Genomic DNA, 14,137 nt, shown 5'->3' with positions numbered 1-14,137 from the left:
GCCCCCCGCCCGCGCACCGGGCCCCGGCCCGGCGGGCGGGGGGCGACCCGTCGTGCCGCGGGGTGCCGGGCCCGGCGGAAGGGGGGCCTTCGTCTGTGGCGACCCGGCCGGGGAGGGGATGGACTTCCGCCCGGGGGCGAGGCGGCCGAACCCGTCAAATGAGGACGAACCATCCGTCGGTGCGCCAGGCACCGAGCCCGGCGAAAGCGGGCGGATCCCGCACGCGCACCGGGCCCCGGCCCGGCGAAAGTGGGCGGATCTCAGACGCGCACCGGGCCCCAGCCCGGGAACGAGCCCTGTCACGGGACGAGGCACCCGGCCCGAAGTGGACAGATGCTCTCCCCAGGCAAGGCACCCGGTCCGGCCAAGGGTCTGCCCATCTGTGCGAGGCGGCCCGGCGAAAGCGGGCGGACCCCACCGCGCACCTGGCCTGGACCGGCCAGGAGGGGACGGGCCGGGCGCGGACACCCCCTAGGGTTGCCGTCATGACGTGGCTGATCACAGGTGGAGCGGGATACATCGGCGCGCATGTGGCGCACGCCATGGCGGCGGCCGGTGAGCGGATCGTGGTGCTCGACGACCTTTCCTCGGGTATCCCCGAGCGGCTGCCGGCGCGCGTCCCGCTGGTGCGCGGCTCCGTGCTCGACCAGGAGCTCGTGGCCCGCACGCTGGCCGCGCACTCCGTCACCGGCGTCGTCCATCTCGCGGCCAAGAAACAGGTCGGGGAGTCCGTCGAGCAGCCGCTGCGCTACTACCGGGAGAACGTGCACGGCCTGACCGTGCTGCTGGAGGCGGTCGTCGCGGCGGGCGTACGGCGGTTCCTGTTCTCCTCCTCGGCCGCCGTCTACGGGGTGCCGGGAACGGACCTGGTCCCGGAGAGCGCCCCCTGCGAGCCGATCAACCCGTACGGGGAGACAAAGCTCACGGGCGAGTGGCTGGTCCGGGCGACGGGTCGGGCACACGGGCTGGCCACGGCCTGCCTGCGGTACTTCAACGTGGCGGGCGCGGCCGGCCCCGAGCTGGCGGACACGGGCGTGTTCAACATCATCCCGATGTTCTTCGACCGGATCACCCGCGGCGAGGCCCCCCGCATCTTCGGCGCGGACTATCCGACCCCGGACGGCACCTGCATCCGCGACTACATCCATGTCGCGGATCTGGCCGACGCGCATCTGGCCGTGGCCCGGCGGCTGGCCGGACCGGACGCCGCCGGTGATCTGACGGTGAACATCGGCCGCGGGGTGGGGGTCTCGGTGCGCGAGCTCGCCGATCTGGTGCGCGAGGTCACCGGCCGCCCCTTCGTGCCCGTGGTCGAGGAGCGCAGGGCCGGGGACGCCGCGAAGGCGGTCGCCTCGGTCGATCTGATCACCAAGGAACTGGGCTGGACGGCCTCGTACGGGGTCCGTGAAATGGTCGAGTCCGCCTGGGAGGGCTGGCTTCGCCGACACCCGACCGCCGCTGCGACCACTGCGGCCGACTGATCGCACAGGCATCTGCCCTGCCAGCATTTCCGCAGGTCAGAGCATATGACAACGGTGTTCAGTGCCGTGTTGACCATACCCCCCGCCCGTTGTTCACTGAGGTGCCGGGAAGACAGGCCGGACATTCGCTGGGAGGCATCCTCATGGGGGCTGGGCACGACCACGGGCACACGCACGGCGGGCCGCCGCCGACGGGGACCGCGGCCGCGGCCTACCGGGGACGGCTGCGTATCGCGCTCTCCATCACTCTGGGTGTGATGGTGATCGAGATCATCGGTGGTGTGCTGTCCGGCTCGCTCGCCCTGATCGCGGACGCGGCCCATATGGCGACGGACGCCGTCGGACTGGGCATGGCGCTGCTCGCCATCCACTTCGCCAACCGTCCGGCCGTGCTGAATCGCACATTCGGACTGGCGAGGGCGGAGATACTCGCGGCGCTCGCCAATTGCCTGCTGCTGCTCGGCGTCGGCGGCTACCTCGTGTTCGAGGCGGTCGAGCGATTCATCACACCGACGGAGACCCGCGGCGGCCTGACGATCGTCTTCGCGGTCATCGGCCTGGTGGCCAACATGGTGTCGCTCTCGCTCTTGATGCGCGGGCAGAAGGAGAGCCTGAACGTCCGCGGTGCCTATCTGGAGGTGCTCGCCGACGCCCTCGGCTCGGTCACCGTGCTCGTGTCGGCGGGCATCATCCTGGCCACGGGCTGGCAGTACGCCGACCCCATCGCGTCCCTCGTCATCGGCCTGATGATCGTTCCGCGGACCGTGCGGCTGCTGCGCGAGACGCTCGACGTGCTGCTGGAGGCGGCACCGAAGGGCGTCGACATGGGCGAGGTCCGGGCGCACATACTGGCGCTGCCGGGTGTGGAGGACGTGCACGATCTGCACGCCTGGACGATCACCTCGGGCATGCCGGTGCTCTCCGCCCATGTGGTGGTGGCACAGGACGTGCTGGACGCGGTGGGGTACGAGAAGCTGCTCCACGAACTGCAGGGCTGCATCGGGGACCACTTCGACGTCGAGCACTGCACCTTCCAGCTGGAGCCGGTCGGGCACGCGGCGCACGAGGCGAAGCTCTGCCACTGAAGCGCTGCGTGGCAACCGCGGGGCTTGTTAGGGTGACGCGGAGGACGATCCGCGTCCCGGCCGAACCGGTGTCCGGTGCCGGCCGATTCCCCTGGTGGGGCCCCGAGAGGAGCTGAGGTTGATGACTGTCGCAGCGGAGGCTGCCGTGCGCAGCGCCCGGTCCGTCATCTCCCGGGCTCCCGGCCACCACTGATCGGACTCGTCCGCTTCGGCGGACCCGGTCGTGCCGTCGGCCGGAGCCCTTTCACACACAAGGGTTCCACGTTGTCCGACAACACATTGCACGACGCTTTCTTCGCCCTGCACCACGGCCTGCCGCGGCAGGGTCCCGGTTCCGACACCACCTCGCGGCGGCTGCTGGCAGCGGCCGGCCCGCTCCCCGCGCGTGCGCGGGTCCTCGACCTGGGCTGCGGTCCGGGCCGTTCCGCGCTGCTGCTGGCCGCCGAGGCCGGTGCGCAGGTGACAGCGGTCGATCTGCATCAGCCGTTCCTGGACGAGCTGAGGCAGTCCGCCGACGCCCGCGGCCTCGGTGACGCGATCCGTACCGTACGCGCCGACATGGCGGACCTCCCCTTCCCCGACCGGTCGTTCGACCTCGTCTGGGCGGAGAGCTCCGCCTACGCCATCGGTTTCGACACCGCTCTCGCCTCGTGGCGGCGGTTGCTCGCCCCCGGCGGTTGTCTGGTGCTGACCGAGTGCGAGTGGACGGCCGAGCCGTCGGCCGCCGCCCGTGCCTTCTGGGACGGGCACTACCGCCTGCGTACGACCGCCGAGAACTGCGCGGCGGTCTCCCGAGCCGGCTACACGATCCTGACGGTGCACCGCCAGCCCGAGAGCGACTGGGACGAGTACTACGGCCCGCTCGCCGCACGGGCCGCCGCCGCGGACCCCGAGGCGCCCGGCATGGCCGAGGCGCTGGCCGCCACACATGAGGAGATCGCGATGCGCCGCGAGCACGGCAGGGAGTACGGCTACACCGGCTATGTGCTGCGGCCCGACACCCCGGGCCGGAGCACTCGCCCGGGGACCTCGGCGACGCCGCGGCCGTCCGGGAGCTGAATGCCGCTGCCGGCAGCTGAACGCCGCCGCCTTCCCCACGCCCGACGAAGCACGTCTGGTGGACGCGCTCCGGTCGGACAACGAGGCGTGGCTGCCCGGCCTGTCGTACGTCGCCGAGGCGGCGGACGGCTCACCTGCCGCGTACGCGCTGCTCACCCGGTGCCGGGTGGGCGACGCGCCCGCGCTCGCGCCGGCCCCGGTGGCGACCGCGTCCCGGTATCGGCGCCAGGGCGCGGGGCAGGCGGTGGTACGGGCCGTGCCGGACGCGGCGCGGGCGCGCGGTGAAGGCCTGGTGGTGGTTCCGGGCCATCCGGGGTCACTCCGTCCCGCGGTTCGGTTGCGAGCGGGCCTCGCGGCACGGAATCCGGCCAGATTTCGTGGTGCCGGACCAGGCCATGACGGCGTTGACGCTGCACGGATCGGCCACCGTCCGTTCGGGGGTCATCCGCCGGCCGGCGGCCTTCAGGGGCTGACACGCCCGTCCGCCCCGCCGTGCGCCGGCACGGCGGGGCGGACATGCCAGGCTGCCGAAGTGCGGACAAGCCCCGTTTTTGCGGCAGACTGGGCGGGCTCCCCAAGGGCCGAGGAACGATGCGAAGGATGGTCATGCCGATCACACCAGCCACCGCGGCGAACAGTTCGTCGAACGGCACATCACCAGCGATCCTGCTCGAACTGGTCGACGAACAGGGGAACACCATCGGCACCGCGGAGAAGCTCTCCGCCCATCAGGCACCCGGTCGGCTGCACCGCGCGTTCTCCGTCTTCCTCTTCGACGAGCGGGGCCGGCTGCTGCTGCAGCGCCGCGCGCTGAACAAGTACCACTCCCCCGGTGTCTGGTCGAACACCTGCTGCGGCCACCCCTACCCCGGCGAGGCGCCCTTCGCTGCCGCCGCCCGGCGCACGTACGAGGAGCTCGGGATCTCGCCGTCGCTGCTCGCGGAGGCGGGCACGGTGCGCTACAACCATCCGGACCCGGCCTCTGGGCTGGTGGAGCAGGAGTACAACCACCTCTTCGTCGGCATGGTGCAGTCCGCGCTGCGGCCCGATCCGGAGGAGGTCGGCGAGACGGCCTTCGTGACGCCCGACGAACTCACGGAGATGCACGGGCGGGTGCCGTTCTCGGCATGGTTCATGACGGTGCTGGATGCCGCACGCCCGGCGGTCAGGGAACTGACGGGGCCGTCCGGCGGCTGGTGAGGCGTGCGGATGGTGCGGTCCGGGCGCCGGCCGCACCGCCCCGTGGGGGCCAGGGGTGGTCCCGGCGGATCTGGGACGGACACCCCTAGATCGGAGTCGCCTCCCCGTTCAGAACCGGCATCATCAGCGGCAGTTCGGCCCAGATGATCTTGCCGCCGCTCACGGTGTGCTCCACGTCGCACAGCCCGCCCGCCTCCCGGGTGATCTCCCGTACGAGCAGCAGGCCCCGGCCGCCGGTCTGCGCGGAGTCGGTTTCCAGCGCCTTGGGCCGGTAGGGGTGATTGTCCTCGACGGACACACGGACCCACTGGGCGCCGATGGCGACCTCGACGGCGACCTCGGGGGAGAGCAGGGCCGCGTGCCGTACGGCATTGGTGACCAGCTCGGAGACGATCAGCAGAAGTCCCTGCACCACGTCGTCGGCGACCGGCACTCCCTGGCGGTACAGCAGGTCCCGCACTGCGTGCCGGGCCTGCGGTACGGAGACGTCCACCGCCGGAGCGGTGAAACGCCAGACCCCCTCGTACGACAGCGGCCGGGCGGGCACGCTCCCGCGGCTCTCCATAGTTTCACCCTCGGCTCGTTTGCCACTGACCTTCGAGTAACAAGTGTTGACAGGCAGTTGGTTCGGACCGAGCAGCTGAACAAAACTGATTACCTTTCAACGCCTTTTAACCGTTTGCGTATGACAGCGTCAGTTGTGCGACTGGTCGCGACGCCCTTCTGTCCAATTCGTCCGGCCGATCGTTTCAGCAGCCTTTTTCCCGGCACCCTTCGTGATCGACGGTCCTGACCAGGCGGATAGCATCCGGCGCATGGAGCCCACCAAGTCGCCGCAGCCGCAGCTGGCACACACCGTCGAGGACGGTGTCGCCACCGTGGTCATCAGCAACCCCGCGAAGCGCAACGCGATGACCGCCGGGATGTGGCGGGCCCTGCCCGAGCTGCTCGCCGACCTGGCCCGGGACCGCGCCGTGCGGACGCTGGTGCTCACCGGGGAGGGCAAGACCTTCTGCGCGGGCGCGGACATCTCCTCGCTGCGCGACCCGGGCGAGGACCCGCAGGCGCTCGCGGTCCGCGCGGAGGAGGCGCTCGCCGGCTTCCCCAAGCCGACGCTCGCCGTCGTGCGCGGGTACTGCGTGGGCGGCGGCTGCCAGCTCGCCGCGGCCTGCGATCTGCGGTTCGCCGCGGACGACGCGCGCTTCGGCGTGACGCCTGCGAAGCTCGGCATCGTCTACCCCGCAGCCTCGACCCGGCGGCTGGCGGCCCTGGTGGGACCGGCCGCGGCCAAGTACCTGCTGTTCTCGGGCGAGTTGATCGACACGGATCGGGCGCTGCGCACCGGGCTGGTGGACGAGGTGCTGCCGGAGAGCGAACTGGGCCGGCGGGCGGCCGGGTTCACCCGGATCCTCGCCGCACGCTCGCAGCTGACGCAGTGCGCCGCCAAGGAGTTCACCACGGGGCGCACCGACCGGGACGCGTACTGGGCGGAGCAGGCACGCGGCAGCGGCGACACCGCCGAGGGGGTCGCCGCCTTCCTGGAGCGCAGGGCGCCGCGTTTCGACTGGACCGCGGGGCCTACTGCAGGATGAACCGGCTCTTGGTGCGGAACTCCTCGACGAGGTGGGCGGGCGCCTTGTCCGGCGAGCCGGTGTCGTAGGGCGGCTGCGGGTCGTACTCGGTCAGCAGCTGCACGGCCTGGGCGTGCTCGTCGCCCGCGAGCCTGCCCACCAGGGTGAGGCCCATGTCGATGCCCGAGGACACGCCGGCGGCGGTGATGTACTTGCCGTCGGTCACGACCCGGCGCCCGGTGGGCTCGGCGCCGAAACTCCTGAGGACGTCGAGGGCGAGCCAGTGCGAGGTCACCTCGCGCCCCTTCAGCAGCCCGGCGGCGGCCAGCAGCAGCGACCCCGTACACACGGATGTGGTCCATGTGGAGGTCGCGTCGACGGCGCGCAGCCAGCCGAGCAGTGCCTCGTTCTCCATCTGGTCGCTCTGGCCGGGCCCGCCCGGTACGACGACGACATCGGGGCCGGAAATGTCGTCGAAGCCCTTCGTGGCGACGAGGGACAGCTCGCCGCGGTCGTTCACCACGGGGCCGGGCCGCTCTGCGACGAAGACGACCTCCGAGTCCGGGAGGCGGCAGAGCATCTCGTAGGGGCCGACGGCGTCCAGGGCCGTGAAGCGGTCGAAGAGAACGACGGCGATCTGCATGGAAGGGCTCCTTCGCTGGGTGGTGTGCGTGGGCGGGTCGAGGCAGTGGTACGGGGCTCAGACGGTGGGCGCGACCGTGGCGCGGAAGCGGCGGCGGTACTCGGCGGGCGCGACGCCGAGCGCCTTGACGAAGGCCCGGCGCATGGCCTCGGGGGTTCCGTAGCCGCAGGCGCGGGAGACGTGCGCGACGCCGTCGGCCGTGTCCTTCCAGGAGCCGCCGGGCGTGTTCGAGGCGTACGCGTTCGACGTAGCGGCCCGGCGTGATGCCCGTCTCGGCGTGGAAGGCGCGGGCGAAGTGGCGCGGTGACAGGCGCGCCCGGCCGGCGAGCGCCTCCACCGACAGGTCGGCCGCCGGGTGCTCGGTGACCCAGTGCTGCACCTCCCGCAGCGGGTCGCGCCGGGCGGTCTGGGCGGCGAGCTGGGCGCTGAACTGGGCCTGGTTGCCCGGCCGGCGCAGGAACACGACGAGATGGCGCGCCACGGTGAGCGCCACGTCCCGCCCCAGGTCCTCCTCGACGAGCGCGAGCGCCAGATCGATGCCTGCCGTGACACCGGCGGAGGTCGACACCGCACCGTCCCGGACGAAGATCGGGTCGGGGTCGACGTCCACCTGCGGGTGCGCACGGGCGAAGTGGTCGCAGGCGGCCCAGTGCGTGGTGGCGCGCCTCCCGTCGAGCAGCCCGGCCTCGGCGAGGAGCAGGGCGCCCGTGCACACGGAGACGAGGCGCTGTGCGTGCGGGCCGTGCTCGCGGAGCCAGTCGATCACCTGCGCGTCCGGACGCCGGGTGCCCTCACCGCCGGGCACGAGGAGGGTGTGGGGACGCGGGGCGTCGGCGAGCGCGAGGTCCGGGACGAGCGTGAGGCCGCTGGAGGTGCGTACGGGTGCGCGGTCGCGGGACGCGGTACGGATCGGGTACGCCGCCGGGTCGCCGATCACCTTGCGCGCACCGGCGAAGACCTCCACCGGTCCGGTCACGTCGAGGCTCTGCACCTGGTCGAAGAGGACGACGAGGACGGGTCGCTCGGTCATGGCCTCATCCTTCGTGTCGGACCCGGGGGCGGCAATGACGAATGTCCCCCCTTTCCTGCCATCCGGCGGGGGGCGTGTGACGGCCGCCCCTGTGCCGACGTACCAACCAGTCGGTAACCTGCGTTCATGAGCTCTCTTCCCCCGCGCGCGGGACGCCGCTGCCACAACGCGCTGAACCCGCTGCACTCCACCGTCTACTTCTCGCCCGATCTGGGCACGGAAATGGCCGGCATCGGTGTCGAGGACCCCAACGCCGCCTACTTCGCAGCCCGCTCCGCGGCGATGGGCGCCGTCGGTCCCGGAACGGTCGCCGCCGCCTTCTACAACTTCAACCCCGAGCTGATCAGCCGGCACCTGCCCGCCGTGTGGGACACCGCGTCCCCCGAGACGGTGCTGGCGGCCCGGCTGCGCGCCGCCGACGCGACGCTGCGACGGCTGCTCGGCGAGGAGGTCGTCGCGTCCGACGAGCTGGCCGAGGCGGCGGAACTCGCCCTGCGCGCCGCGCAGGCGTGCACGCGGCACGCCCGGCCGCTGTACGCCGCGCACGCCGATCTGCCCGTGCCCGCCGAGCCGCACCTCGCGTACTGGCACGCGGCGACCCTGCTGCGCGAACACCGCGGTGACGCGCACCTGGCCGCGCTGCTGCTCGCGGGGCTCGACCCGCTGGAGGCGCTGGTGAGCCACACCGCCACCGGCAAGGGCATGGCACCGCGCTGGATCCTCGCGACTCGCGGCTGGCGCCGCGCGGACTGGGACGCGGCACAGGACCGGCTGCGGGAGCGCGGACTGCTGGATGCTGAGGGCGCGCTGACGGAGACGGGCACGGCGCTGCGCAGCGAGGTCGAGGACCACACGGACCGCATGGACCTCGCGCCGTACGAACACCTGGGCGCGAAGGGCGTGGAGCGCCTGACGGAGCTGGGCCGCGGCTTCCTGCTGACGGCGTTCGCGGCGGGCGCGTTCCCGTCGGACGCGACGGGCCAGGGCTGACGCGTCGCGTCGCCCCGCCGCAGGCGGTCCGACGGGCGACGGGGCGACGCGACGAACTCGGGCGGGGACCGCCCCTGCCCCCGGGTGCGGCTACGCCCTGGGAACGGATGCGGCCGACGGAACCGCCCTGCCCGTGCAGGCGACGCCGTACGGGCAGGGCAGGCGGTCACCGAGCCGACGGTCCTCCGCCGCCCGGCGTGAACACCGAAGGCCGCGGGCCGCTGGATGTGCCGGGCCGCCGCCGCACCCACCCCCGGCACGCACCGGCGCTACCCGTGGGCGGCGGCTCCTGGCCGGACGGCCGACCCACGCCCGCCACGCGGCCGGGTCGACGCAGACCGGCTCAACTTGGTCGGCAACGGCTCACGGACAAGGGCGGCTCGGGGATACACCGGCCTGTCACCCCCGGTCGAGCGACCGAACAAACAGGGGAAATGCCCCAGTCAGTCCCTCTTCCCGACGCGGCGGCACGCGACACGGCAGGGCGGCACCCGGCACAATGCAGGCTCAAGCACAGCCAGCACCGAGAAGGCGAGTCGGGGAACCGTGACCACGTCCATCGAAGGCAGGATCGCCGAGGAGCTCGGCGTACGCGAGCGGCAGGTGAAGGCGGCCGTCGAGCTGCTCGACGGCGGGTCGACCGTGCCGTTCATCGCGCGCTACCGCAAGGAAGCGACCGAGATGCTCGACGACGCGCAGCTGCGCACGCTCGAGGAGCGGTTGCGCTATCTGCGGGAGCTGGAGGAACGGCGGACCGCGGTTCTGGACTCCGTACGGGAGCAGGGCAAGCTCACCGGCGAGGTCGAGGCGCAGATCCGCGCCGCGGACACCAAGGCGCGGCTGGAGGACATCTATCTGCCCTTCAAGCCCAAGCGGCGCACCAAGGCGCAGATCGCCCGCGAGGCCGGGCTCGAACCGCTGGCGGAGGGACTGCTCGGCGACCCGTCGGTGGAACCGCTCGCCGCGGCCGCCGCGTTCGTCGACGCGGAGAAGGGCGTCGCGGACCCGGCCGCGGCGCTGGAGGGCGCGCGGGCGATCCTGGCCGAGCGGTTCTCCGAGGACGCCGACCTGATCGGTGAGCTGCGCGAGCGGATGTGGACGCGCGGGCGGCTCGCGGCGAAGGTCCGGGAGGGCAAAGAGGAGGCGGGCGCGAAGTTCGCCGACTACTTCGACTTCGCCGAGGCGTTCACCGAGCTTCCCTCGCACCGCATCCTCGCCATGTTCCGCGGCGAGAAGGAGGAGATTCTCGATCTCGTCCTGGAGCCGGAGGAGCCGGTGGACGGCCCGTCGTCGTACGAAGGGATCGTCGCCGCCCGCTTCGGGATCTCCCAGCAGGGGCGGCCCGGCGACAAGTGGCTCGCCGACACGGTGCGCTGGGCGTGGCGGACCAGGATCCTCGTCCACCTCGGCATCGACCTGCGCCTGCGGCTGCGTACGGCCGCCGAGGACGAGGCGGTGCGGGTCTTCGCCGCGAACCTGCGGGACCTGCTGCTCGCCGCGCCCGCCGGCACGCGCGCCACGCTCGGGCTCGACCCCGGCTTCCGTACGGGCGTGAAGGTCGCCGTCGTGGACGCGACAGGCAAGGTCGTCGCGACCGACACGATCTACCCGCACGTCCCGGCCAACAAGTGGGACGAGTCGCTGGCGAAGCTGGCCCGCCTGGCCAAGGAGCACGCGGTCGAGCTGGTCGCGATCGGCAACGGCACGGCGTCCCGTGAGACCGACAAGCTCGCCGGTGAACTCATCGCCAAGCACCCCGGGCTGGGCCTGACCAAGGTCATGGTCTCGGAGGCCGGGGCCTCGGTGTACTCGGCCTCCGCGTTCGCCTCGCAGGAACTGCCCGGCCTGGATGTGTCGCTGCGCGGGGCCGTGTCGATCGCGCGGCGGCTGCAGGACCCGCTCGCCGAACTGGTGAAGATCGACCCGAAGTCGATCGGTGTCGGCCAGTACCAGCACGACCTGTCCGAGGTGAAGCTGTCGCGTTCGCTGGACGCGGTGGTCGAGGACTGTGTGAACGGTGTCGGCGTCGACGTCAACACCGCCTCCGCTCCACTTCTTTCGCGGGTGTCGGGCATCGGCGCCGGCCTCGCCGAGAACATCGTGGCCCACCGCGACAGCAACGGCCCCTTCCGTTCCCGCAAGGCGCTCAAGGACGTGGCGCGGCTCGGCCCGAAGGCGTACGAGCAGTGCGCGGGCTTCCTGCGGATCCGCGGCGGCGACGACCCGCTGGACGCCTCCAGCGTGCACCCGGAGGCGTATCCGGTCGTGCGGCGCATGGTGAAGACGACGGGTGGCGAGGTCGCGTCGCTGATCGGGAACACAGCAGTGCTGCGATCGCTGAGGCCCGCCGAGTTCGTGGACGACACTTTCGGTCTGCCGACGGTGACGGACATCCTGCGCGAGCTGGAGAAGCCGGGACGTGACCCGCGTCCTGCCTTCAGGACGGCGACCTTCAAGGAGGGCGTCGAGAAGATCGGCGACCTGGCCTCCGGGATGGTGCTGGAGGGTGTCGTCACGAATGTCGCCGCGTTCGGGGCGTTCGTGGACGTGGGCGTCCACCAGGACGGCCTCGTCCATGTGTCGGCGATGTCGAAGACGTTCGTCAAGGACCCGCACGACGTGGTGAAGTCCGGCGACGTGGTCAAGGTGAAGGTGCTCGACGTCGACATTCCGCGCAAGCGGATCTCGCTGACGCTGCGGCTGGAGGACGAGACCACCGCGACCGGTGCGCCGAAGCGTGAGCGGGGCGGCCGGCCGCCGCAGCAGCGCCAGGGCAGCGGCGGAGGCGGCACCGGCGGTGGCGGTGCCCGGGACCGGCGCGGTGGTGGGAACGGGAACGGCGGCGGGCGCCCGTCCCAGGCCCCGGCCCCCGCGAACAGCGCGATGGCGGACGCCCTGCGCAAGGCGGGCCTGCTGGACGGTGGCCGCGGCGGCAAGGGGCGCCGCTGATGCGCTGACGCCGACCGCTGAGGTCGTGGGCGGGCAGGCGTTTCCCTGCCCGCCCCAGGCGTTTTCGGCCGACGTGCGGGGGCGGCGGGGTCGTGTGACGCTGGCCGCATGAACCAGGTCGGAGACAAGCCCGAAGAGGTCCGCAAGCACCTCGAAGAGGAGCAGCGGGAGGCCCGGCAGAAGGAGCGCACGGCCGACGACCGTGCCGCGAAGCCCGCCGAGCCCGCCCGGCGCGACGACGACAAATACGAGGAGCCGGAGGACCGCCCGTAGGGGCGGCCGTCCCTACGGCTCAGATCTCGGTGACCTTGCCGGCGGCCACCTCGACGCGCCGCGTGGTGCGGACCGCGTCCAGCATCCGGCGGTCGTGCGTGACCAGCAGCAGCGTGCCCGTGTACGACTCGAGCGCCGACTCCAACTGTTCGATGGCGGGCAGGTCGAGGTGGTTGGTCGGCTCGTCCAGCACCAGCAGATTGACTCCGCGTCCCTGGAGCAGGGCGAGGGCCGCGCGGGTGCGCTCGCCCGGGGACAGGGAGGTCGCCGGGCGCAGCACATGGACCGCCTTGAGCCCGAACTTGGCGAGCAGAGTGCGTACTTCGGCCGGTTCGGTGTCGGGAACGGCCGCGCAGAACGCGTCCAGCAGCGGCTGCGTCCCGTGGAACAGCTGCCGCGCCTGGTCGACTTCGCCGACGACCACGCCCGAGCCGAGCGAGGCATGCCCGGCGTCGAGGGCGAGCCGGCCGAGGAGAGCGCCGAGCAGCGTCGACTTGCCCGCGCCGTTCGCGCCGGTGATCGCGACCCGGTCGGCCCAGTCGATCTGCAGTGACGCCGGTCCGAAGCGGAACTCACCGCGGCGGACCTCGGCCTCGCGAAGGGTCGCGACCACCGAGCCGGAGCGGGGCGCGGCGGCGATCTCCATCCGCAGCTCCCACTCCTTGCGGGGTTCGTCGACCGTGTCGAGGCGTTCGATCATGCGTTGTGTCTGGCGGGCCTTGGCCGCCTGCTTCTCGCTCGCCTCGCTGCGGAGCTTGCGGCCGATCTTGTCGTTGTCGGTCGCCTTGCGGCGCGCGTTCTTCACGCCCTTGTCCATCCAGGAGCGCTGCATATGGGCGCGGCTCTCGAGGGCGGCCTTCTTGTCTGCGTACTCCTCGAATTCCTCGCGCGCGTGGCGGCGGGCGGTCTCGCGCTCCTCCAGATAGGCCGCGTAACCGCCGCCGTAGAGGGTGATCTCCTGCTGGGCGAGGTCCAGTTCGAGCACCTTGGTGACAGTGCGGGTCAGGAACTCGCGGTCGTGGCTCACCACGACGGTGCCCGCGCGCAGGCCCTGGACGAAGGTCTCCAGGCGCTCCAGTCCGTCCAGGTCGAGGTCGTTGGTGGGCTCGTCGAGGAGGAAGACGTCGTAGCGGGACAACAGGAGGGAGGCCAGTCCGGCGCGCGCGGCCTGGCCACCGGAGAGCGACGTCATCGGCTGGTCGAGGCCGACGGCGAGCCCGAGGGAGTCGGCGACCTCCTCGGCGCGTTCGTCGAGGTCCGCGCCGCCGAGGTCCAGCCAGCGCTCCAGGCTGATCGCATAGGCGTCGTCGGCGCCGGGCTCGCCGTCGACAAGGCCCTGGGTGGCTCGGTCCATGGCGGCCTGCGCCGCGGTCACGCCGGTGCGCCGGGCGAGGAAGTCCCGTACGGACTCGCCCTCGCGGCGATCAGGCTCCTGCGGGAGGTGACCGACGGTCGCGGTGGGCGGCGAGAGCCGCAGCTCGCCCTGCTCGGGGCGGTCGAGCCCGGCGAGCATGCGCAGGAGCGTGGACTTGCCGGCGCCGTTGACACCGACGAGGCCGATGACGTCGCCGGGCGCGACGACGAGATCGAGGCCGGAGAAGAGCGAACGGTCCCCGTGGCCGGCGGCGAGGTCCTTCGCGACAAGAGTGGCAGTCATCAGGAGATCGATCCTAAGCCAGCACCGGGGACGGTCGTACGGCCCCGGATAGCTCGTGCCCTGCGCGAGGCCGGGCCCTGGGAGCTGCCCGCCGGCTACGCAGCGGGGCTGCGGGTCCGGATCCCTTGATCCACATGCATGCCCGTCCACCTGCGGTGGCTGGAGCAGCGCCTGTCGGAGGCGGGTGGCACGGTCGAAC

At 72.3% G+C, this 14,137-nt stretch carries 10 protein-coding genes and 2 pseudogenes; 8 read left to right on the top strand and 4 right to left on the bottom strand.

The genetic code is table 11. From position 1 onward, the window contains the following. Positions 1 to 485 precede the first annotated feature (485 nt). From galE to idi, 4 genes and pseudogenes are all read left to right on the top strand, one after another. Positions 486 to 1,481, top strand: coding sequence for a UDP-glucose 4-epimerase GalE (galE, locus tag J7E88_RS04095; protein WP_215177217.1), 996 nt, complete (start codon positions 486 to 488; stop codon positions 1,479 to 1,481). Positions 1,482 to 1,624: 143 nt separating this feature from the next. Continuing rightward, a complete protein-coding gene (locus tag J7E88_RS04090; RefSeq protein WP_215177215.1) occupies positions 1,625 to 2,566 on the top strand; it encodes a cation diffusion facilitator family transporter in 942 nt (313 codons plus the stop codon). Between the two features lie 264 nt (positions 2,567 to 2,830). Continuing rightward, positions 2,831 to 4,098 (top strand): annotated as a pseudogene (locus tag J7E88_RS36950) (GNAT family N-acetyltransferase). A 133-nt stretch (positions 4,099 to 4,231) separates the two neighbouring features. Further along, positions 4,232 to 4,825 carry an isopentenyl-diphosphate Delta-isomerase gene (idi, locus tag J7E88_RS04080; protein ID WP_215177213.1) on the top strand — a complete coding sequence of 198 codons (594 nt, stop codon included), beginning with the start codon at positions 4,232 to 4,234 and terminating at the stop codon, positions 4,823 to 4,825. 85 nt (positions 4,826 to 4,910) lie between these two features. Here the strand turns inward: idi and J7E88_RS04075 are convergent, their stop codons facing one another. After that, complete coding sequence (locus J7E88_RS04075) at positions 4,911 to 5,390, bottom strand: ATP-binding protein (RefSeq protein ID WP_215177211.1); 480 nt, start codon at positions 5,388 to 5,390, stop codon at positions 4,911 to 4,913. A gap of 250 nt (positions 5,391 to 5,640) precedes the next feature. Between J7E88_RS04075 and J7E88_RS04070 the strand changes: the two genes are divergently transcribed. Beyond that, positions 5,641 to 6,417: an enoyl-CoA hydratase/isomerase family protein gene (locus tag J7E88_RS04070; protein WP_215177210.1), complete on the top strand. Its 777-nt coding sequence runs from the start codon at positions 5,641 to 5,643 to the stop codon at positions 6,415 to 6,417. Here J7E88_RS04070 and J7E88_RS04065 read toward each other — a convergent pair. Together J7E88_RS04065 and J7E88_RS04060 are read right to left on the bottom strand one after the other, a co-directional pair. Beyond that, positions 6,404 to 7,039, bottom strand: coding sequence for a DJ-1/PfpI family protein (locus tag J7E88_RS04065; RefSeq protein ID WP_215177209.1), 636 nt, complete (start codon positions 7,037 to 7,039; stop codon positions 6,404 to 6,406). The genes J7E88_RS04070 and J7E88_RS04065 overlap by 14 nt on opposite strands. Positions 7,040 to 7,096: 57 nt before the next feature. Continuing rightward, a pseudogene (locus tag J7E88_RS04060) lies at positions 7,097 to 8,069 on the bottom strand (GlxA family transcriptional regulator). A 126-nt stretch (positions 8,070 to 8,195) separates the two neighbouring features. Here J7E88_RS04060 and J7E88_RS04055 point away from each other — a divergent pair. The 3 genes from J7E88_RS04055 (at position 8,196) to J7E88_RS04045 (ending at position 12,281) form a co-directional block, all read left to right on the top strand. Beyond that, entirely contained in the window at positions 8,196 to 9,059 is an 864-nt protein-coding gene (locus tag J7E88_RS04055) for a hypothetical protein (protein WP_215177208.1), read from the top strand. A 546-nt stretch (positions 9,060 to 9,605) separates the two neighbouring features. After that, the gene (locus J7E88_RS04050; RefSeq protein WP_215177207.1) at positions 9,606 to 12,008 is read left to right on the top strand and encodes a Tex family protein; all 2,403 of its coding nucleotides are present in this window, start codon (positions 9,606 to 9,608) and stop codon (positions 12,006 to 12,008) included. Positions 12,009 to 12,116: 108 nt separating this feature from the next. Then, positions 12,117 to 12,281, top strand: a complete 165-nt coding sequence (locus tag J7E88_RS04045; protein ID WP_215177206.1) for a hypothetical protein — start codon at positions 12,117 to 12,119, stop codon at positions 12,279 to 12,281. Positions 12,282 to 12,300: 19 nt separating this feature from the next. Here J7E88_RS04045 and J7E88_RS04040 read toward each other — a convergent pair whose 3' ends face one another. Next, positions 12,301 to 13,938 (bottom strand): ABC-F family ATP-binding cassette domain-containing protein, encoded by a 1,638-nt coding sequence (locus tag J7E88_RS04040; protein ID WP_215177205.1) that lies wholly within the window; start codon positions 13,936 to 13,938, stop codon positions 12,301 to 12,303. Positions 13,939 to 14,137: the final 199 nt, after the last annotated feature.

The sequence above is a fragment of the Streptomyces sp. ISL-10 genome (assembly GCF_018614575.1).
In the GTDB taxonomy this organism is placed as follows: Bacteria; Actinomycetota; Actinomycetes; order Streptomycetales; family Streptomycetaceae; genus Streptomyces.
The sequence above is the reverse complement of the archived record's forward strand: the minus strand, read 5'-3'. Positions and strand labels throughout refer to the sequence as shown.

Coding starts and splice junctions, on each gene's coding strand:
- J7E88_RS04090 (WP_215177215.1), top strand. CDS start 1,625: ATGGGGGCTGGGCACGACCACGGGCACACGCACGGCGGGCCGCCGCCG.
- J7E88_RS04070 (WP_215177210.1), top strand. CDS start 5,641: ATGGAGCCCACCAAGTCGCCGCAGCCGCAGCTGGCACACACCGTCGAG.
- idi (WP_215177213.1), top strand. CDS start 4,232: ATGCCGATCACACCAGCCACCGCGGCGAACAGTTCGTCGAACGGCACA.
- galE (WP_215177217.1), top strand. CDS start 486: ATGACGTGGCTGATCACAGGTGGAGCGGGATACATCGGCGCGCATGTG.
- J7E88_RS04040 (WP_215177205.1), bottom strand. CDS start 13,938: ATGACTGCCACTCTTGTCGCGAAGGACCTCGCCGCCGGCCACGGGGAC.
- J7E88_RS04045 (WP_215177206.1), top strand. CDS start 12,117: ATGAACCAGGTCGGAGACAAGCCCGAAGAGGTCCGCAAGCACCTCGAA.
- J7E88_RS04075 (WP_215177211.1), bottom strand. CDS start 5,390: ATGGAGAGCCGCGGGAGCGTGCCCGCCCGGCCGCTGTCGTACGAGGGG.
- J7E88_RS04055 (WP_215177208.1), top strand. CDS start 8,196: ATGAGCTCTCTTCCCCCGCGCGCGGGACGCCGCTGCCACAACGCGCTG.
- J7E88_RS04065 (WP_215177209.1), bottom strand. CDS start 7,039: ATGCAGATCGCCGTCGTTCTCTTCGACCGCTTCACGGCCCTGGACGCC.